At 55.6% G+C, this 15,813-nt stretch carries 14 protein-coding genes; 3 read left to right on the plus strand and 11 right to left on the minus strand.

Going from position 1 to position 15,813, the window contains the following annotated elements:
• Positions 1–4: 4 nt before the first annotated feature.
• The gene (gene phaZ / locus MED193_RS21480; protein ID WP_009811892.1) at positions 5–1,315 is read right to left on the minus strand and encodes a polyhydroxyalkanoate depolymerase; all 1,311 of its coding nucleotides are present in this window, start codon (positions 1,313–1,315) and stop codon (positions 5–7) included.
• Positions 1,316–1,460: 145 nt separating this feature from the next.
• Between phaZ and phaC the strand changes: the two genes are divergently transcribed.
• Both phaC and MED193_RS21490 read left to right on the plus strand, forming a co-directional pair.
• Complete coding sequence (gene phaC, locus MED193_RS21485) at positions 1,461–3,266, plus strand: alpha/beta hydrolase (protein WP_009811893.1); 1,806 nt, start codon at positions 1,461–1,463, stop codon at positions 3,264–3,266.
• 132 nt (positions 3,267–3,398) lie between these two features.
• Complete coding sequence (locus MED193_RS21490) at positions 3,399–3,842, plus strand: phasin family protein (protein ID WP_009811894.1); 444 nt, start codon at positions 3,399–3,401, stop codon at positions 3,840–3,842.
• A 151-nt stretch (positions 3,843–3,993) separates the two neighbouring features.
• Here the strand turns inward: MED193_RS21490 and MED193_RS21495 are convergent, their stop codons facing one another.
• A complete protein-coding gene (locus MED193_RS21495; protein ID WP_009811895.1) occupies positions 3,994–4,866 on the minus strand; it encodes an NAD-dependent epimerase/dehydratase family protein in 873 nt (290 codons plus the stop codon).
• Positions 4,867–5,080: 214 nt separating this feature from the next.
• Between MED193_RS21495 and phaR the strand changes: the two genes are divergently transcribed.
• Complete coding sequence (phaR, locus tag MED193_RS21500) at positions 5,081–5,668, plus strand: polyhydroxyalkanoate synthesis repressor PhaR (protein ID WP_009811896.1); 588 nt, start codon at positions 5,081–5,083, stop codon at positions 5,666–5,668.
• 204 nt (positions 5,669–5,872) lie between these two features.
• Here the strand turns inward: phaR and MED193_RS21505 are convergent, their stop codons facing one another.
• The 9 genes from MED193_RS21505 to MED193_RS21545 all read right to left on the minus strand — a co-directional run bounded on the left by MED193_RS21505 (position 5,873) and on the right by MED193_RS21545 (position 15,692).
• Entirely contained in the window at positions 5,873–7,084 is a 1,212-nt protein-coding gene (locus MED193_RS21505) for a DegT/DnrJ/EryC1/StrS aminotransferase family protein (RefSeq protein WP_009811897.1), read from the minus strand.
• Positions 7,085–7,317: 233 nt separating this feature from the next.
• A complete protein-coding gene (locus MED193_RS21510; protein WP_009811898.1) occupies positions 7,318–8,628 on the minus strand; it encodes an FAD-binding oxidoreductase in 1,311 nt (436 codons plus the stop codon).
• Between the two features lie 118 nt (positions 8,629–8,746).
• Complete coding sequence (locus MED193_RS21515; protein WP_009811899.1) at positions 8,747–10,105, minus strand: glutamine synthetase family protein; 1,359 nt, start codon at positions 10,103–10,105, stop codon at positions 8,747–8,749.
• Complete coding sequence (locus MED193_RS21520; RefSeq protein WP_009811900.1) at positions 10,105–10,785, minus strand: type 1 glutamine amidotransferase; 681 nt, start codon at positions 10,783–10,785, stop codon at positions 10,105–10,107. The genes MED193_RS21515 and MED193_RS21520 overlap by 1 nt, the downstream gene beginning before the upstream one ends.
• Before the next feature lie 60 nt (positions 10,786–10,845).
• Positions 10,846–12,165, minus strand: coding sequence for a glutamine synthetase family protein (locus MED193_RS21525; RefSeq protein WP_009811901.1), 1,320 nt, complete (start codon positions 12,163–12,165; stop codon positions 10,846–10,848).
• Between the two features lie 155 nt (positions 12,166–12,320).
• On the minus strand, positions 12,321–13,127 hold the full coding sequence (locus MED193_RS21530) for an ABC transporter permease (RefSeq protein WP_009811902.1): 807 nt from the start codon (positions 13,125–13,127) through the stop codon (positions 12,321–12,323).
• Positions 13,124–14,005 (minus strand): ABC transporter permease, encoded by an 882-nt coding sequence (locus MED193_RS21535; protein WP_083790532.1) that lies wholly within the window; start codon positions 14,003–14,005, stop codon positions 13,124–13,126. Before MED193_RS21535 ends, MED193_RS21530 begins: the two co-directional genes overlap by 4 nt.
• Before the next feature lie 97 nt (positions 14,006–14,102).
• On the minus strand, positions 14,103–14,813 hold the full coding sequence (locus MED193_RS21540) for a transporter substrate-binding domain-containing protein (protein ID WP_009811904.1): 711 nt from the start codon (positions 14,811–14,813) through the stop codon (positions 14,103–14,105).
• A gap of 90 nt (positions 14,814–14,903) precedes the next feature.
• Positions 14,904–15,692 carry an ABC transporter ATP-binding protein gene (locus MED193_RS21545; RefSeq protein ID WP_009811905.1) on the minus strand — a complete coding sequence of 263 codons (789 nt, stop codon included), beginning with the start codon at positions 15,690–15,692 and terminating at the stop codon, positions 14,904–14,906.
• Between the last annotated feature and the right edge of the window lie 121 nt (positions 15,693–15,813).

Consider the following 15,813-nt stretch of genomic DNA (forward strand, 5'->3'; position numbering starts at 1 on the left):
GGAATTAGCCCTTTACTGCGGTCAGTTTTGCTTTGGTCGCCTTGGGTTTTGCGACGGCTTTGGGTTTTGGGGCAGCTTTGGGTTTGCGGCTGTTTGCATCCATGAAGTCGATGACCAGAGGGCGGATATTGTCGCGCCAGCTACGACCAGCAAAGATCCCATAATGGCCGGCGCCGGGCTCGACATGGCTTGCCTTTTTGCTGTCGGGCAGGCCCGTGCACAGATCCAGCGCCGCGATGCATTGGCCTGGGGCCGAAATATCGTCATTGGCCCCCTCAACGGATTTCACCGCCACATCTGTAATTGCACCAATATCAACCTTGTGACCGTCAACGACGAACTCATTGCGGGCGATTTCGCGGGATTTAAAAACGCGCTCTACGGTGGAGAGATAGAACTCTGCCGTCATATCCATTACGGCGAGGTATTCATCATAGAACCGGTTGTGGGCATCATGGTCCGAAGCCTCGCCACGGCTGGCGCGCTGGATCTGATCGGTGAATGCCTGGGCATGACGATCCATGTTCATTGACATGAAAGACGAAAGTTGCAGCAGGCCAGGGTAGACCTTACGTCCGACACCTTTGTATTTGAATCCGACCCGTTGGATCATGGTTTCTTCGAGCTGGCCCATGGTGACGCGGCGGCCAAAATCGGTGACTTCGGTCGGGGTTGCATCCGGATCCACAGGCCCACCAATCAAGGTTAGCGACGAGGGCTGAGCCGAAGGGTCCTGTTCCGCCAGGTAGGCGGTTGCCGCCAGCGTGAGCGGTGCGGGCTGGCAGACTGCAACCACATGGGTTTCGGGGCCAAGCTCACGCATGAAATCAACCAGATAGAGCGTGTAGTCTTCGATGTCGAACTTACCGGCTGAGACCGGAATGTCGCGGGCATTGTGCCAGTCTGTAATATAGACTTCGCAATTGACCAGCAGGCTTTTGACAGTGGAGCGCAGCAGGGTCGCATAGTGGCCGGACATCGGTGCCACGATAAGAACCTTGCGGGGCTGTTCTTCACGTCCAGCAACGCAGAAATGCAGCAAGTCGCCAAAATCACGCTCAACAACTGGGATGACTTCTACCAGGTGATCTTTGCCGTCGTCGCAGGTGAAGCTGTCAATGCCCCAGTCTGGCTTGACGGTCATGCGGTGAAAGGTGCGTTCGGTGACCTCGCCCCAAGCCGCCATCCAGCTAAGTGCGGGGTTGGGAATTGCAGAAAACGCAGGGTAGGAGGCCATAGACAAGGCGCTGGCACCCAGCCATTGGTTCATGTTTCGGGCGGTTTCCATCAAATCGTATGACATCATATAGCGCATATGTCTTTCCTTTTTGCAGCCCGCCGGTTGTAGTCCCACGATTGGGGGCGGAAATAATGCAGGGCCTCGGACCTTTCGTCGCTTTGGCGTAACATGGTTAAACCAGTATTCTGCACAGCAGAAAGAGTATGGGGGATTCCTTAAGATGACAACAAGTGACGAACTTGACCGTGGCACTTCGCCGGAACACTTTGAACGCCTTAAGGAAAATATGGAGCGCGTCGACCAGCTCTCTCAAAAACTGGTTGAAATCATGGCCAACAGGAAGGGGCATCACCCCGGGTTAGATGGTCCGAATCAGGAGCTCTTTGCACGTGCAGCAACGTCTTATTGGTCCGAAATCCTACAAAATCCTGCAAAATTGATGGAACAACAGGTCGAATACTGGGGGAAATCTGTGCTGAATTTTGCAGAGGCCCAGAGTGTTCTCGCCGGGGAGGGCGAAGAGGGTAGCGAAAAGGCAACACCGCAGGATCGGCGGTTTGGCAATCCGATGTGGGATAACAATCCCTATTTTCACTTTGTAAAACAACAGTATCTGATAAATTCTGAAGCTATTCGCAGCGCCGTGTCGCAGGTTGATGATCTTGAAGCGATTGATCGCCACCGGCTGCGTTATTTTTCTGATCAGATCATCAACATGATGGCGCCAACCAATTTTCTGCCAACGAACCCCGATGCGCTGGAAAAGGCGCTGGAGACCGAGGGGCAATCGTTGATTGATGGCATGCAGAACCTGGTCGACGATCTTGAGGCTAATAATGGCGAATTGGTCGTGCGGCTTGCGGATGAGAGCGCGTTTGAGATTGGCGGCAATATTGCGACCAGCGCCGGTGAGGTGGTGTTCCGCAATCGGATGATGGAGATCATCCAATATCACCCCACGACAGAGACCGTGCACGAAACACCCATCGTATTGTTCCCGCCCTGGATCAACAAATTCTACATCCTCGATCTAAAGGCGCAGAACAGTCTGATCAAATGGGTGACCGAGCAGGGATACACCCTGTTTGTCGTTTCCTGGATCAACCCCAATAGCGATTATGCTGATGTAGGCATGGAAGAGTATATCGAGGAGGGTTTCCTGACCGCGATCGATAAGGCCAAGGATATCTGCAAGGTCAAACAGGTCAACGCCATTGGCTATTGCATTGCCGGCACCACGCTCAGCCTGACGCTGGCCTTGATGAAAAAGCGGGGGGATAAATCAGTTAAATCTGCGACCCTGTTTACGGCCTTGACGGATTTCTCAGACCAGGGAGATTTTACGCCCTTCCTGCAGAATGATTTTGTCGACGCGATTGTCGAAGAAATTGGCGACGACGGTGTCTTGCCCTCATACATCATGGCCCGTACCTTCTCTTACCTGCGGGCAAATGATCTTGTCTATGGACCTGCCATTCGCAGCTACATGCTGGGGGAAACTCCGCCTGCTTTTGATCTGCTTTATTGGAACGGCGACGGTGCCAATCTGCCTGGAAAGATGGCGGTCGAGTATCTGCGGGGCCTGTGCCAACGCAATGAATTTGCAGAGGGCGGCTTTGAGCTGTTTGGGGAGCTCTTGAACCTAAAGGACGTGGATATTCCGCTTATGGCGGTTACCTGTGAAACGGATCATATCGCCCCCTGGATGAATTGTTACAAAGGCGTGCAACAGATGGGTGGTCGCAGCAAGACCTTCATCGTGTCCCAGTCTGGACATATCGCAGGGATCGTTAACCCACCAAGCCGTAACAAATATGGCCATTACACCAACAGTGACCTGAAGGGGACGCCTGAGGCATGGATGGAAGGCGCCAGCTTTAACGAGGGGTCTTGGTGGCCGCGGTGGGAGAGCTGGCTGAAGAAACGCTCTGGCAAACAGGTCCCAGCACGCAAACCGGGTGATTCCAATAACCCTGTGCTGGAAGCGGCTCCTGGCAGCTATGTGCGGATCCGGGCAACTGATTGATTTCTTAGGTTTACGATAGTTTATTCTGCGCTGCGGCAAGATTTTTCTTGAAATGCTGCGTTGCAGAAAGTATATGTTCCTCATGCTGAAACGCGGGGTGGTCCCGAGATGGCAACCAGAGGAACCAGTACAATGGCTAAGACCCAAGATTTTACCGCTATGATGAAAGACATGATGGGCGCATTTCCGGTGGATACTTCCGCCATGGAAGAGGCGTTCAAAAACACCGCTGCGCTGAACGAAAAGCTGAGTGCTGTTGTTCTGGGCGCTGCTGAGCAGTCATCTGAAATCTCCAGCAAATGGACCAAGGATGCCCTGGCCAAGATGTCCGGCGTTTCCAAAGCTCAGAAAGATCCTGCTGAATACGCAAAATCCGCAACCGATTTTGCCAGCGCTTCTGCCGAAGTCGCCGCCGAAAACATGGCTGCCTTTGCTGAAGTTGCGAAGAAAGTTCAGATGGAAACCGTTGAACTGCTGATGGCCGCAGGCAAAGACATGGGCGAAGAAGCCACTGCCGCTGTCAAAAAAGCGACTTCCGAAGTCACCACTGCGGCCAAAAAGGCAGCAGCTAAATAAGCAGCCCGTTCGGGTTGATCACGAAGAGAGCGATCACGGCTCCTCCCTGCCTCTTGATCTCTCTCTTGTGTCCAAAAGGACAGGTCGTTTCGACCTGTCCTTTTTTTTATGCAGATAGGCCTGCCACCTTGGGAGCATTTCTGTCTTGGGACTAAAAGACGGCCTGAGTGAAATCTTTCACCTCGGGTGACCAGCCGCAGGCGGCCCGGACCTTATCCGCCCGCATTTGCTGATCCAGCGTTGGGCCTTCAGCCCAGTTGCCGTATTTGAACATCACATATTTGCGGTTACGGACCACATAGGCCCCATCATGAGTATGGCGCCGGATGATCTCATCTATAATATCGCGCATCGGCACTCCTGTCTGCGCTGCGACGTTATAATGACCGCAGAGCTGGGGCTGTTCTGCCAGTAGGCGGTAGGCGCGGGCTAGGTCCCGACGATGCACCAGCGGCCAGCGGGTATGGATACTGCCCCAGATTTCTAGTGGGACCCCAAAGGAGGCCTGCGTCAAGAGGCGGGAGAAAACGCCGCCCCCGTCTTCATGGTAGGTCATGGCAGGGTGTATAATACAGGTGCTCAACCTTGGATCCAGAAGCAGAGAATGCGCGTTCTCCTCCATCCAGGCAAAGGCGGAGATCGGACGCTTTGGGCTGGTTTCCGAAGCGGCGTGATCGCCTGTCTGCCCATAAAGCCAACAGCCGCCGGTATACAGCACCCGCAACGGGCTGGTGCGGTAGCAGGCCTCCTGCTGGATTGCGGCAATGGCGGCGGCATCCACCGCTGCCATGTCATCGTCAAAAGTTGATGCCAACTGGATAACCACCTCCACTTGGCGCAGTGCTGTACACCAAGAGGCCGGATTGCGCAGATCCCCCTTGTGGGGCTGGGCTCCCAATGTTGCGAGGCGTTGGGCTGAGGCTTCAGAACGACAAACTCCGATGACCTTGTGGTTATGGGCAACCAATTCTGCTGTGACCGCGCTGCCAATGGAGCCGGTGCCGCCGAGGATCAATATGTTCAAAACAGGTCTCCTTTGGTGCTATGGGGAGGGTTATAAGATCTAAAGCTAACTTTAGCTCAAGTGAAAACTCGCCTCCCTATCGGGTCAAATGCGCTGATGCAGGGGGCTGCGTTGCTCTTGGGTGTTGCCAGGGAAGGTTTCTGTGCAGGCTTTTCTTTTGTTCTGCGCTCGCATAGTCTTTTTCTGCAATGCATCATGTCCGGGGAGGGACAGTATGGCCGACCAGGAAAAACCTCTGCTGATCAAGCGTTACGCCAGTCGGCGTTTGTACAACACCGAGACCAGCGACTATGTCACACTAGAGGATATTGCGGGGTTCATCCGGGAAGGGCGTGAAGTTCAGATTGTTGACTTGAAATCAGGCGATGATCTGACGCGACAATATCTGTTACAGATTATTGCCGAACACGAAAGTCGTGGTGAGAATGTGCTCCCGGTCAATGTGCTCAATGATCTGGTGCGCAGCTATATGCAGCCAGGCGGTGGCGTGATGCCACAGTTCTTGCAAGCCTCCTTTGATATGCTGCGCGATAGCCAATCTCAGATGGTTGAGAATATGTCAGCGATGAACCCGATGTCGCAGATACCTGGTTTCGACGCGATGAAAGCGCAGCAAGAGGCGTTTTTGAAGGCGATGACCGGCGGTCTGCCGGGAGGATTGGCCAGCGGATTGGCAGGAGGGTGGGGCGGCAGCACAACTGCCCCAGAAACGGAAACCGCCAAGGATGACGAAGGTGAAGACCTGGATGCGATCAAACGACAGCTATCGGAACTGCAAGAAAAGCTGTCCAAGCTGAAGTAATCGGCGGCTTCAACTCGGTGGAGCTGATGTCGCAGATGTTAAAGGGCTCGGATGATATCTGAGCCCTTTCTTGTTGCGGTAACGAAATTCGTAACAGAAGGGGGGGCTCCCGCCCGTCGGAAGATCCCTTGGGGATCGTCTCCCGTTGGGCCCGGCGCCGCGCAGAGCGCGGCGCGGCAGTGTGATTTCATCAGGCTTTGAAAATTAGGCTGCCGCAGCACTGGTCATGGTTGTTGTCGCAGCATCAAGCAGAATTCCGGCGACCACATCCAGCTCTTCCTTGGTCAGGCGCACCGGTAGGCGGACGTCGCATGCCTGCATCAACATGGCGCGGGTTTGCGGCAGCTCAGGAAGATCCTGGATGAACTGCCAATTCCAAAAGGCACGGGCATTATCCGCTGAACGGCCGAAGATCTGCACCTTTACACCAGCCTTTGCTGTGGCTTCGGAGAAGGTCAAAATCTGGTCTTCAGACATGCCCACCAGGTTGAACTGGATCGAATCGGGAGCGCGCTGCTCTGGCCCAAGCGGAGCAGGCACATGAAAGAAGGGAGAGGCGTTTAGCTGCGCTGCGACATAATCGTGGTTCTTTAGCCCGTCTCGCACGCGGCGCGCCAGTTCCGGCAGTTGCGGACGAATGACCACGGCGGAGAGGTTGCTCATCCGCAGATTATAGAGTGGCAGTTGGTTTTGCCATTTGGCAAAGGCCTCACTCAGATCCGCGCTGTTGTCCCCAACGGGGCCCTTATGCTTTTGCCAGTTGTGCTCGTAGGCGCCGGACATGATCACGGCACGTGCGACCAGTTCGGCATCATCGGTGATCAAAATACCACCTTCGCCGGCGTTGATCATCTTGTAGGACTGGAAGGAGAAGCAACCAATTTGGCCCAGGGTGCCAATATTGCGCCCGTTCCAAGTGGTTCCCAGTGAATGGGCCGCATCTTCGATCACCGGAATTCCCCGAGCTTCGCAGAGCGCAAGAATAGCATCCATGTCAGAGGTGTGACCGCGCATGTGGCTGATGATGACCGCCTGGATGTCATCGGCCAACTGGGCTTCGAAATCCGAGACATCAATGCGATAGTTTTCACCCACCTCACAGAGGACAGGAATACAATCGGCATGGATCACCGATGAGGGGACGGCAGCAAAGGTAAATCCCGGGATTAGCACGCGGGCGTCACGGGGCAGGTTCAAGGCCTTGAGAGAGAGGAACAGAGCCGCGGAACAGGACGACACAGCCAGGGCGTATTTGCTGCCCAATAGCGCAGCAAAATCCTGTTCAAGCAGAGCAACCGGTGCATCCTCGGGTGCGGTATAACGAAACAGATCACCAGATTGCATCAGTTCTTCAATTGCCTGACGTGCTGATTCCGGGATCGGTTCTGCCGCGTGAACATTTGGGGCCTTGGTCATATTTCAAATTCCTGAATTATGGATTTGATAAATATAAAACACTTGTGGTGAGAATCCAAGAGCGAGCCTCGAGCTGCGCTGCAGGATCGGCAAGATTTCACAAATTTGTTGCGCTCATTTGGTGGTGAGCATCCCCAGGCCAAGACACAGTGCCAAGATCGCATGGCAAAGGGCCCTGCTCAGACTTAGCTAAAGCAGGGCCAATCGAGGGTAGTGGGATGTTCAAGAGAAGGTCAGAGACCGATCCTGTCGCGCAAGGCAAACCATGTCATAGCCAATGCCAATAGTGGTGAGCGCATGGCAGGGCCACCAGGAAAGCGCGGTGCGGGGACGCGGGCCATGGTCTCAAAGCCTTCTGCTTGACCCTGTATGGATTGGGCAATCAATTGTCCGGCATGGATCGCGGTGCCCACGCCATGGCCGGAGTAGCCTGAAGCCGAAAGCACATTTTCCCCAAGACGGGCCAGATAGGGCATCCGTTTCATGGTGATCCCCAGAGTTCCGCCCCAGGCATAATCCACCCGAACATCCTTGAGATGCGGAAATATCTGCGTCATCGGTTTACGCACTACGGATTCGATATCTGCCGGGAAGCGATAGCCGTAGCTCTCGCCGCCGCCAAACAACAGTCGCTTGTCGTGGCTGAGCCGAAAGTAATTGACCACAAACCTGCTGTCCGCCACCGCGACATCCCTTCCCAAAACCTTGTCGGCCTCATCGCCCAAGGGTTCAGTTGCAACCACAAAATTGTTGATCGGCATTACTCTGGCTGCCACCTGCCGGTTTAACCCGCCCAGATAGCCGTTGCAGGCCAGGATCAGATGATCCGCGCGCACCTCGCCAGCAGCGGTTCTGACGCGCACTTCAGCCCCTTCCTGGATCTCCAGAACCTCGCTTTCTTCATGCAGTGCAGCGCCTGCGCTTGCGGCTGCGCGGGCGAGGCCAAGCGCCAAGTTCAGCGGGTGCAGATGGGCAGCGCCATGATCGAGAATGCCACCTTTGTAATCGGGCGAGGGGCACATCTGGTGACAGGCCTCAGGCGACAGCAGCTCTATCTGGTCATAGCCATAGCGATCCTCAAGGTGACGCCCATAGTCGTGAAGATGCTGGCTGTCGCGCGCACTAGAGGCTGTCCAGGCAACGCCGGGACGCAGATGACAGTCAATTTGGTGTTTGGCAATCAGGGATTTGACCAGATCTTTTGCCTCCTCCCCCATGCGCCAAAGCATCTTGGCATCCTGTTGGCCAACAAATTCCTCAAGATCCTCTTGATCCAGGCGCTGGCCACTTCCAAGTTGGCCGCCGTTGCGTCCAGAGGCGCCAAAGCCGACACGATGGGCTTCAAGCAGGACCACATTCATGCCCGCCTCGGCCAAGTGCAGCGCGCTCGACAGTCCGGTAAAGCCGCCGCCAATGATGCAAACATCGGCCCGCACTCGGCCGGAGAGGGGGGCGAAGGGCGCCGAAGGCGTGGCCGTCGCGGCATACCAGCTTTGGGGATACTTGCCTTTGTGGTCATTGGAATGGAGCAGGTTCAGTCCCATCACACACCTCTGTAACTTTGGCGGAGCCATGCAGCAGCCATCTGTGCTTCATCTTTCCATAAATGTTCAATCGCCCTGGCGCCGCACAGCAGCGCGACGTCAGGGGCAGATAGGAAGCCTAGACATTCATCAACAGATGCTCACGTTCCCAGGGGGAGATCACCTGGAGGAATTCCTCATACTCTGCCCGTTTCACGATGCTGTAGACACGGGCAAATTCAGGGCCGAGGACTTCGTGCAGCTCGGTTGCGTTTTCAAACAGGTCCAGGGCGCTGCCCATGACTGGAGGGATATCGCCCTCTCCTTCATAGGCATCACCTTTGAATTGTTTATCTGGATGCTTCTGTTCCATCAGCCCCAGATAGCCACAGGCCAGCGAGACCGCGATGCCAAGGTAGGGGTTGCAATCCATGCCCGCGATGCGGTTTTCCACCCGCCGCGCTGCCGGGCTGGACAGCGGAATGCGAATGCCGGTGGTGCGGTTGTCGCGCGCCCATTCCAGATTGATCGGCGCTGCATGGTCTTTGACGTAGCGACGATAGGAATTCACATAGGGCGCCATCACCGCGATGCCGGCGGGCAGATGGTTTTGCAGACCGGCAATAAAGTGGAAAAAGGCATCGGTCTCGGAGTCATCCTTGGCCGAGAAGATATTCTTGCCGGTTTTGCGATCCAGAACCGAATGGTGGATATGCATGGCCGAGCCAGGCTCGTTTTCGATTGGCTTGGCCATAAAGGTGGCAAAGCAGTCGTGGCGCAGAGCGGCTTCGCGGATCAGCCGTTTAAAGTAGAAGACCTCATCCGCCAATTTGACTGGATCACCATGCAGCAGGTTGATTTCCAGCTGACCGGCGCCGCCTTCCTGGGTGATGCCGTCAATTTCAAAGCCCTGTGCCTCAGCAAAGTCGTAGATATCGTCAATCACTGGGCCAAATTCATCCACGGCGGTCATGGAATAGGCCTGCCGCGCCGCTGCAGGTCGGCCAGAACGTCCCATCATCGGTTCGATCTTCTTGGCAGGGTCGACATTGCGGGCAACCAGAAAGAACTCCATTTCTGGCGCAACAACCGGATCCCAGCCCTGATCATGATAGAGCTGCACCACCCGTTTCAGCACGTTGCGCGGGCTAAAGGGAATGGGATCTCCGTTGCGGTCAACGGCGTCGTGAATCACCTGAAGTGTCCAGTCTCCGGTCCAGGGCGCTGCGGTAGCAGTGGACATATCCGGGTGCAGCGTCATGTCTTTTTCGATCCAGCCATCGTCATCGGCGGCCTCCGCCCAGTCGCCGGTGATGGTCTGATAAAAGATGCTGTCAGGCAGGTGAAAGAAATCCTGCTTGGAAAACTTGGATGCCGGCACTGCCTTTCCGCGGGCAATACCGGGAAGGTCAGAGATAACGCATTCAACTTCGTCTAGACGACGGCCCTCCAGGTAGGTCTTTGCCGCTTCGGGAAGGTCGTCAAGCCAAGATGACATCAGGTCCTCTCTTTCTTCATAAATTCTGCGAGGAAGGTTGCAATTGCGGGAGAGTCTACGGGGGTATCCAGCTGTTGACTGGCCTGATCCAGGATCTGGTCAGGTACTACGCCACGACCGCGCTTGTCGATCAAGCCGCCGGTGAATTCATTGTCGAATTCCGGATGGGGCTGCAGGGTCCAGATATGGTCACCATAGGCGAGAATACCGTTTTCACAAAAATCGTTTCCGGCCAGGACCCGCGCCTCAGTGGGGCGCTCGATCACCTGGTCCTGATGCCAGGCATTCAGGGTGATGGGCTGGCCATCCTGCTGATAGGTTACATGACCCACTGCCCAGCCGCCCTCAAACTTGGCGACCTTGCCGCCCAGGGCCTGGGCGATGATTTGGTGGCCAAAACAGATCCCGGCGAGGGGTTGTTTCTTTGCGTGAATGGTTCGGATCAGATCTTCCAGCGGCGGGATCCAGTCGTGGGGTTCATAGACACCATGGCGCGATCCGGTGATGATCCATCCGTCGGCGGCATCGGCATCGCGGGGAAACTGTCCGTCGACAACCGCGAAGGTTTCAAACTCAAAACCATTGCCCGACAACAGATCACAAAACATCTGGTCATAGTCGCCAGAGTCCTGAATGAGCGCTTCAGGCGCGTGGCCGGTTTGCAGGATGCCGATTTTCATAGTTCACCAGATTTGATCAAAAGGGGATTGGGTGAGGCTGGGCCTCGGGACTGATCGACGTCATACCGCCTCCAACCAGCTGAGCCAATGTTCATCTGAGGGGAGGGCAGCAAAGCCCGCTAGCTCCTGGCGTTTGGTCATGACGAGGTTGCGGATCATCATCTGAGGCAGAATCCGCGCGATCAGCGGGCTTGCCTCAAACCGGGTGATGGCTGTCTCCCAATCCGGTGCCAGCTGCGGCAGGTCGGGAAGGTCGTAGATATTTCCGCTGGAAGCTGCGGGCGGCTGCATTTTGTCGGTGATGCCTAACAGGGCGGCACCCAGTACAACGGAGAGCATTAGATAGGGGTTGATGTCACCGCCGGCAGTGCGGTGTTCGATGCGGCGCGCCTTGGGGTTGCCTCCGGGTATGCGGATGGCGGCGGTGCGGTTTTCATAAGCCCAGGCCGCGCCGGTCGGGGCATGGGCTCCGGGAACGAGGCGTTTATAGGAATTGCCATGGGGGGCAAAGACCAGGGTGCTGGCTGGCATCGCGGCCAAACAGCCTGCCACGGCCTGTTGCAGCAGTTCGGACCCGCTGTCTGTGCCGTCGTCAAAGACGTTTAAGCCATGTGTATCAACAATGGAGAAATGCACATGCATCCCATTGCCCGCATCATCGGCATAGGGTTTGGCCATAAAGGTGGCGGCCATTTTATGTTTGCGGGCAAGCCCTTTGACCAAGGCTTTGAACAACCAGGCATCATCTGCTGCACGCATCGCATCTTGATGGTTGAGGTTGATCTCGAACTGGCCCAAGCCAGACTCGGAAATGGCCGATTGGGCGGGGATGCCCATCTCTTCTGCGCCTGCATAGAGATCAGTGAAAAAGCTGTCAAAAGCATCGAGCTCTTGCACCGAGAGCACCGATTGATGCGAGAGACTGCGCCCCGTATGGGGGTGGGCCGGCGGACCCGGCTGGGCACCGCTATCATCTACCAGATTGAATTCCATTTCAGTGGCGGCCATCACCTGCCAGCCGCGTGCGGCATAGCCATCCAGCACCTGGGCCAGCACCTGACGCGGATCGCCCATAAAGGGGGCACCATCATCGGTTTCCATCATCATCGGAACAAGAGCTGAGGGGGTGTTGAGCCAAGGCATGGCAACTGGGCCTCGCCCGGTTGGTTTCAGGATGCCATCGGCATCCCCTGTTTCAAACACCAGCGGGCTGTCTTCGATATCGCGCCCCCAGATATCCACGTTCAAGGCAGACAGGGGCAGCCGCGCCGCTCCATCTGCCAGTTTCCCAGCCTGTGCCGCGGGCATGCGTTTGCCGCGCATCTGTCCGTTCACATCACAGGCGGCGATGCGGATGGTTTTCAGCTTGGACAAGTCCATGGTCTGCTCCTCGGTGGCGGTGTCTTTGTTGTACTGCAGGATTTGCAGCGCGCCAAGAGAATTTGATCAAAATATTGCTCCAGAGACGAGTAAGCCGAGAAATGCCATAAAAAATGGCCCCCGAGGGGGCCACCTTTCGTTCATCTTTTGATCAACTAGCGCATCAGATTAGGTTTGTATTTCACTTTGGTGCGCTGGCTCTGTGGCAGGTGTCGGTTCAGCCGTTTGTTGATCAACCCAAAGAAAAAGATGATCACCAGGGTCAGCAGGATGAAATAGAAAGCGAGGATCGGGTAGGGGACAAAGGGGTTGAAGGTCTTATCCGCAAGGTATTTTGCATAGTAGAGCGCATCGCCCTTTTGTCGCCAGGCTGGGAAACCAGAAACAAAAACGAGGGTGGTGGCATGGAACAGAAAAATCGCCTCATTCGTATAGGCAGGCCAGGCCAGCCGCATCGTGGTTGGCCACATCACCTTGCGAAACCGCGACCAGCCGGTGAGCCCATAGGCATCTGCCGCCTCGATGTCGCCCCTAGGGATCGATTGCAGCGCACCGTAAAAGATCTCTGCGGAATAGGCTGCGGTGTTGAGAAACAGCACGATCAGAGCCCCAGCCCAGGCTGAGGAGAGCGGATCAAAAAAGCTCGACACGCTCTTGAGGTTCAAGAACAGGGAGTAGGCAAAGAAGAACTGGATGAACAGCGGAGAACCCCGAAACAGGAAGATAAACCATTCTGCGGGTTTGCGCGCCCAGGACGAGTTGGAGTTCTTAGCCACTGCCAAGAGGTTGGCCAGGAAGAATCCCGTTACGACCGCTAGGACACCATAATAGATGTTCCAAATCATCCCAGAACCGATCAGCGTGAAATGCTCGCATAGTGTAAAATCGCTGCGCGGCAGTAGACGCTCGCCATACCCGAGGGAGCGGAACGCGTAGTCTTGGATGGTTTCAAAGCAGCTCATGTTGTTTTCCTCTGCGCTTCGCCAGCCAGGGTCGCTTGACCATGGGACAATCGGGTGGTGATGCGGTTTAGAACCACCTCAGAAACCTTGGTAAAGGCGAGATAGAAAACCAACAGTGCGAGGAAATACTGGGTGCGCCAATCCGGGTGCGGGTAGGCGGTGAAATTTGCGGTTTTTGAACCGCCCAACTCTTTGGCCCAATAGACGATGTCTTCGACCCCAAGCAGGAACAAAAGCGGCGTTGCCTTGATCAAAACCATCCAGAGGTTTGACAAGCCAGGGAGAGCATAGGTCCACATCTGTGGCACCAGAATGCGCCAGAATGTCTGTCGTGGCGTCAGCCCATAAGCCTCTGCGGTTTCGATCTGGGCATGGGGAACCGCTTGCATGGCACCATAAAGAACATTTGCAGCAAAGGCGCCAAAGACGATGGCAAAGGTTACAACCGCAAGGGCAAAACCATAGGTTTCGTGGATCCACTGGGCCGAATTTCCCAAGGGCAGCTTGGCGATATCACAGACGATAAAATCATTGCCCTGCCGGATCGGCTGATCCCAATCGGGGCATTTGACCTTATGGCGCAGGTACTCCAGCCCCTGATCCAGCGCGATGACGAAGAACAGAAAAAAGGCGATGTCGGGCACACCGCGCACAATGGCGATATAGCCCCGCCCAAGCCAGTTGAGCGGCAAAAAGCGGGCGCGCGCCGCCATGGCGCCGCCAAAGCCAAAGAGCAGCGCTGAGGGAGCCGCAAAGGCCAGAAGCAGAAGGACAGTGCCAAAAGACACGTAGAAAGCCATATGCTTTCCCGTGGTGAGATAGCAGCTCATCCACTGAAAAGTCTCTAGCGTGGCCGGGTCAGAGCAAAAGGAGAAGATGGCAGACCTCATCGTCTAGATCGCCGCAAGGGGCCGGGAATGTGAAAAGGGAGGCAATGCCCCCCTTTATCAAGAGCGTTTTTCGGGAAGGGCTGGCTTACCAGGTGCCGCCAACTTCCCACTTTTCGATCAGCGTGTTCAGGCTGCCGTCTTCCTTCATCGAGGTGATGGCCGCGTCGAACTTGGCGCGCATCTCGTCGTCGCTTTCGCGGAAGGCCATGCCGATACCACCGCCCAGGGGCACATCGTCGCCAACAAAGATCAGGTCTGAGGCTTCGACTTCGGGCTCTAGGTAGTCTTTGTCCGCGATGACTGCATCGGCTTCGCCCGCGCGCACAGCGGCCAGAGTTTCATCTGGGGTGGGGTATTCCACCAGGGTCGCGCCGGTGTCGACAACATGGTTGGCCTGGATGGTCGCTGTCTGGGCTGCAATGACGCCGCCAGTCAGGTCCACATCAGCCGACAGGGCGGCATAAGCGGAAGGCGACGGCGGGGTGTAGCCCTGGGTGAAGTCAACAACTTCTTCGCGCTCTTCGGTGATCGACATGCCAGCGATGATGGCGTCGTAGTTGCCGGAGACCAGGTTGGGGATGATCGAATCCCAGTCATTTGTGACCCATTCACAGGTCAGCTCGGCGCGTTTGCACAGTTCATCGCCCAGCTCGCGCTCAAACCCATCCACTTCGCCGTTGTCGTTTAGGAAGTTATAGGGAGGGTAAGCGCCCTCAGTGCCGAGACGCACAGTGTCAGCCAGGCCCATGCCTGCGGTTAGCGCCAGGGCGGCGGTGGTCAGAATAAGTGATTTCATTGTGATACTCCCAGTTTTTTTGGTCGATGATTGGTTTCTTATTTGTCTGATAAGGGCAGTGCCTGGCCCAGGCATCAGTTAATATGCAGGTTATACACTGGCGCGCAAATGGCGTGTCGGAGCCAGGAAATTTCGCAGGCGATCTGATTGCGTATTGCCAAAGACTTCGTCAGCGGTGCCCTGTTCTTCGACCAGCCCCTTGTGCAGAAAGACTACCCGGTGGGACACATCAGCAGCGAGATTCATGTCATGGGTCACAATCATCATTGTGCGGCCTTCTGCTGCGAGGTCTTTGATCACCTTAACAACCTCCTGCTCCAACTCTGGATCCAAGGCTGAGGTCGGCTCATCAAATAGCAGGGCTTCAGGCTCCATGCACAGGGCACGTGCAATTGCCGCGCGCTGTTGCTGGCCACCTGAAAGCTGCGCAGGATAGGCGTCCCATTTGTCGGCGATCCCAACCTTGTCCAGATATTTGCGTGCAGCGGCTTCGACCTCTTCAGGATCACGCCCCAGGACCGTGATCGGGGCCTCCATCACATTTTGCAAAATGGTCATATGCGCCCAGAGATTGAACTGTTGGAACACCATGGACAAATTGGTTCGGATGCGCAGCACCTGATTGGCATCGCTGGGACGGCGATTAAGGCCGGTTCCGGTCCAGGTGATCGGCTCGCCTTTGAAACGGATTTCACCGTCCTGGCTGTTTTCCAGAAGATTGCAGCATCGTAAAAGGGTGGATTTCCCGGACCCTGAGGACCCAATGAGAGAGACAACATCCCCTCGTTGGGCGGTGATATTGACACCTTTGATAACTTCCAACTCTCCATAAGATTTATGCAGATTGCGGATCTCGAGAACAGGTGTCGGTATGGTCAAAACGATTTCGCCCAGTTGTATAAAACTGGCTCTTATTGGACCGAAAAAATGTCTGAATGCAATGTTAAAACCGGGAAGTATTGGCGATTACTATGCGGAATGGAGGAGTAGGCCGCCAAAA

This window comes from Roseobacter sp. MED193 (assembly GCF_000152965.1).
Taxonomy (GTDB): domain Bacteria; phylum Pseudomonadota; class Alphaproteobacteria; order Rhodobacterales; family Rhodobacteraceae; genus Pseudophaeobacter.

Coding starts and splice junctions, on each gene's coding strand:
- phaZ (WP_009811892.1), bottom strand. CDS start 1,315: ATGCGCTATATGATGTCATACGATTTGATGGAAACCGCCCGAAACATG.
- phaC (WP_009811893.1), top strand. CDS start 1,461: ATGACAACAAGTGACGAACTTGACCGTGGCACTTCGCCGGAACACTTT.
- MED193_RS21490 (WP_009811894.1), top strand. CDS start 3,399: ATGGCTAAGACCCAAGATTTTACCGCTATGATGAAAGACATGATGGGC.
- phaR (WP_009811896.1), top strand. CDS start 5,081: ATGGCCGACCAGGAAAAACCTCTGCTGATCAAGCGTTACGCCAGTCGG.
- MED193_RS21505 (WP_009811897.1), bottom strand. CDS start 7,084: ATGACCAAGGCCCCAAATGTTCACGCGGCAGAACCGATCCCGGAATCA.
- MED193_RS21510 (WP_009811898.1), bottom strand. CDS start 8,628: ATGGGACTGAACCTGCTCCATTCCAATGACCACAAAGGCAAGTATCCC.
- MED193_RS21515 (WP_009811899.1), bottom strand. CDS start 10,105: ATGTCATCTTGGCTTGACGACCTTCCCGAAGCGGCAAAGACCTACCTG.
- MED193_RS21520 (WP_009811900.1), bottom strand. CDS start 10,785: ATGAAAATCGGCATCCTGCAAACCGGCCACGCGCCTGAAGCGCTCATT.
- MED193_RS21525 (WP_009811901.1), bottom strand. CDS start 12,165: ATGGACTTGTCCAAGCTGAAAACCATCCGCATCGCCGCCTGTGATGTG.
- MED193_RS21530 (WP_009811902.1), bottom strand. CDS start 13,127: ATGAGCTGCTTTGAAACCATCCAAGACTACGCGTTCCGCTCCCTCGGG.
- MED193_RS21540 (WP_009811904.1), bottom strand. CDS start 14,813: ATGAAATCACTTATTCTGACCACCGCCGCCCTGGCGCTAACCGCAGGC.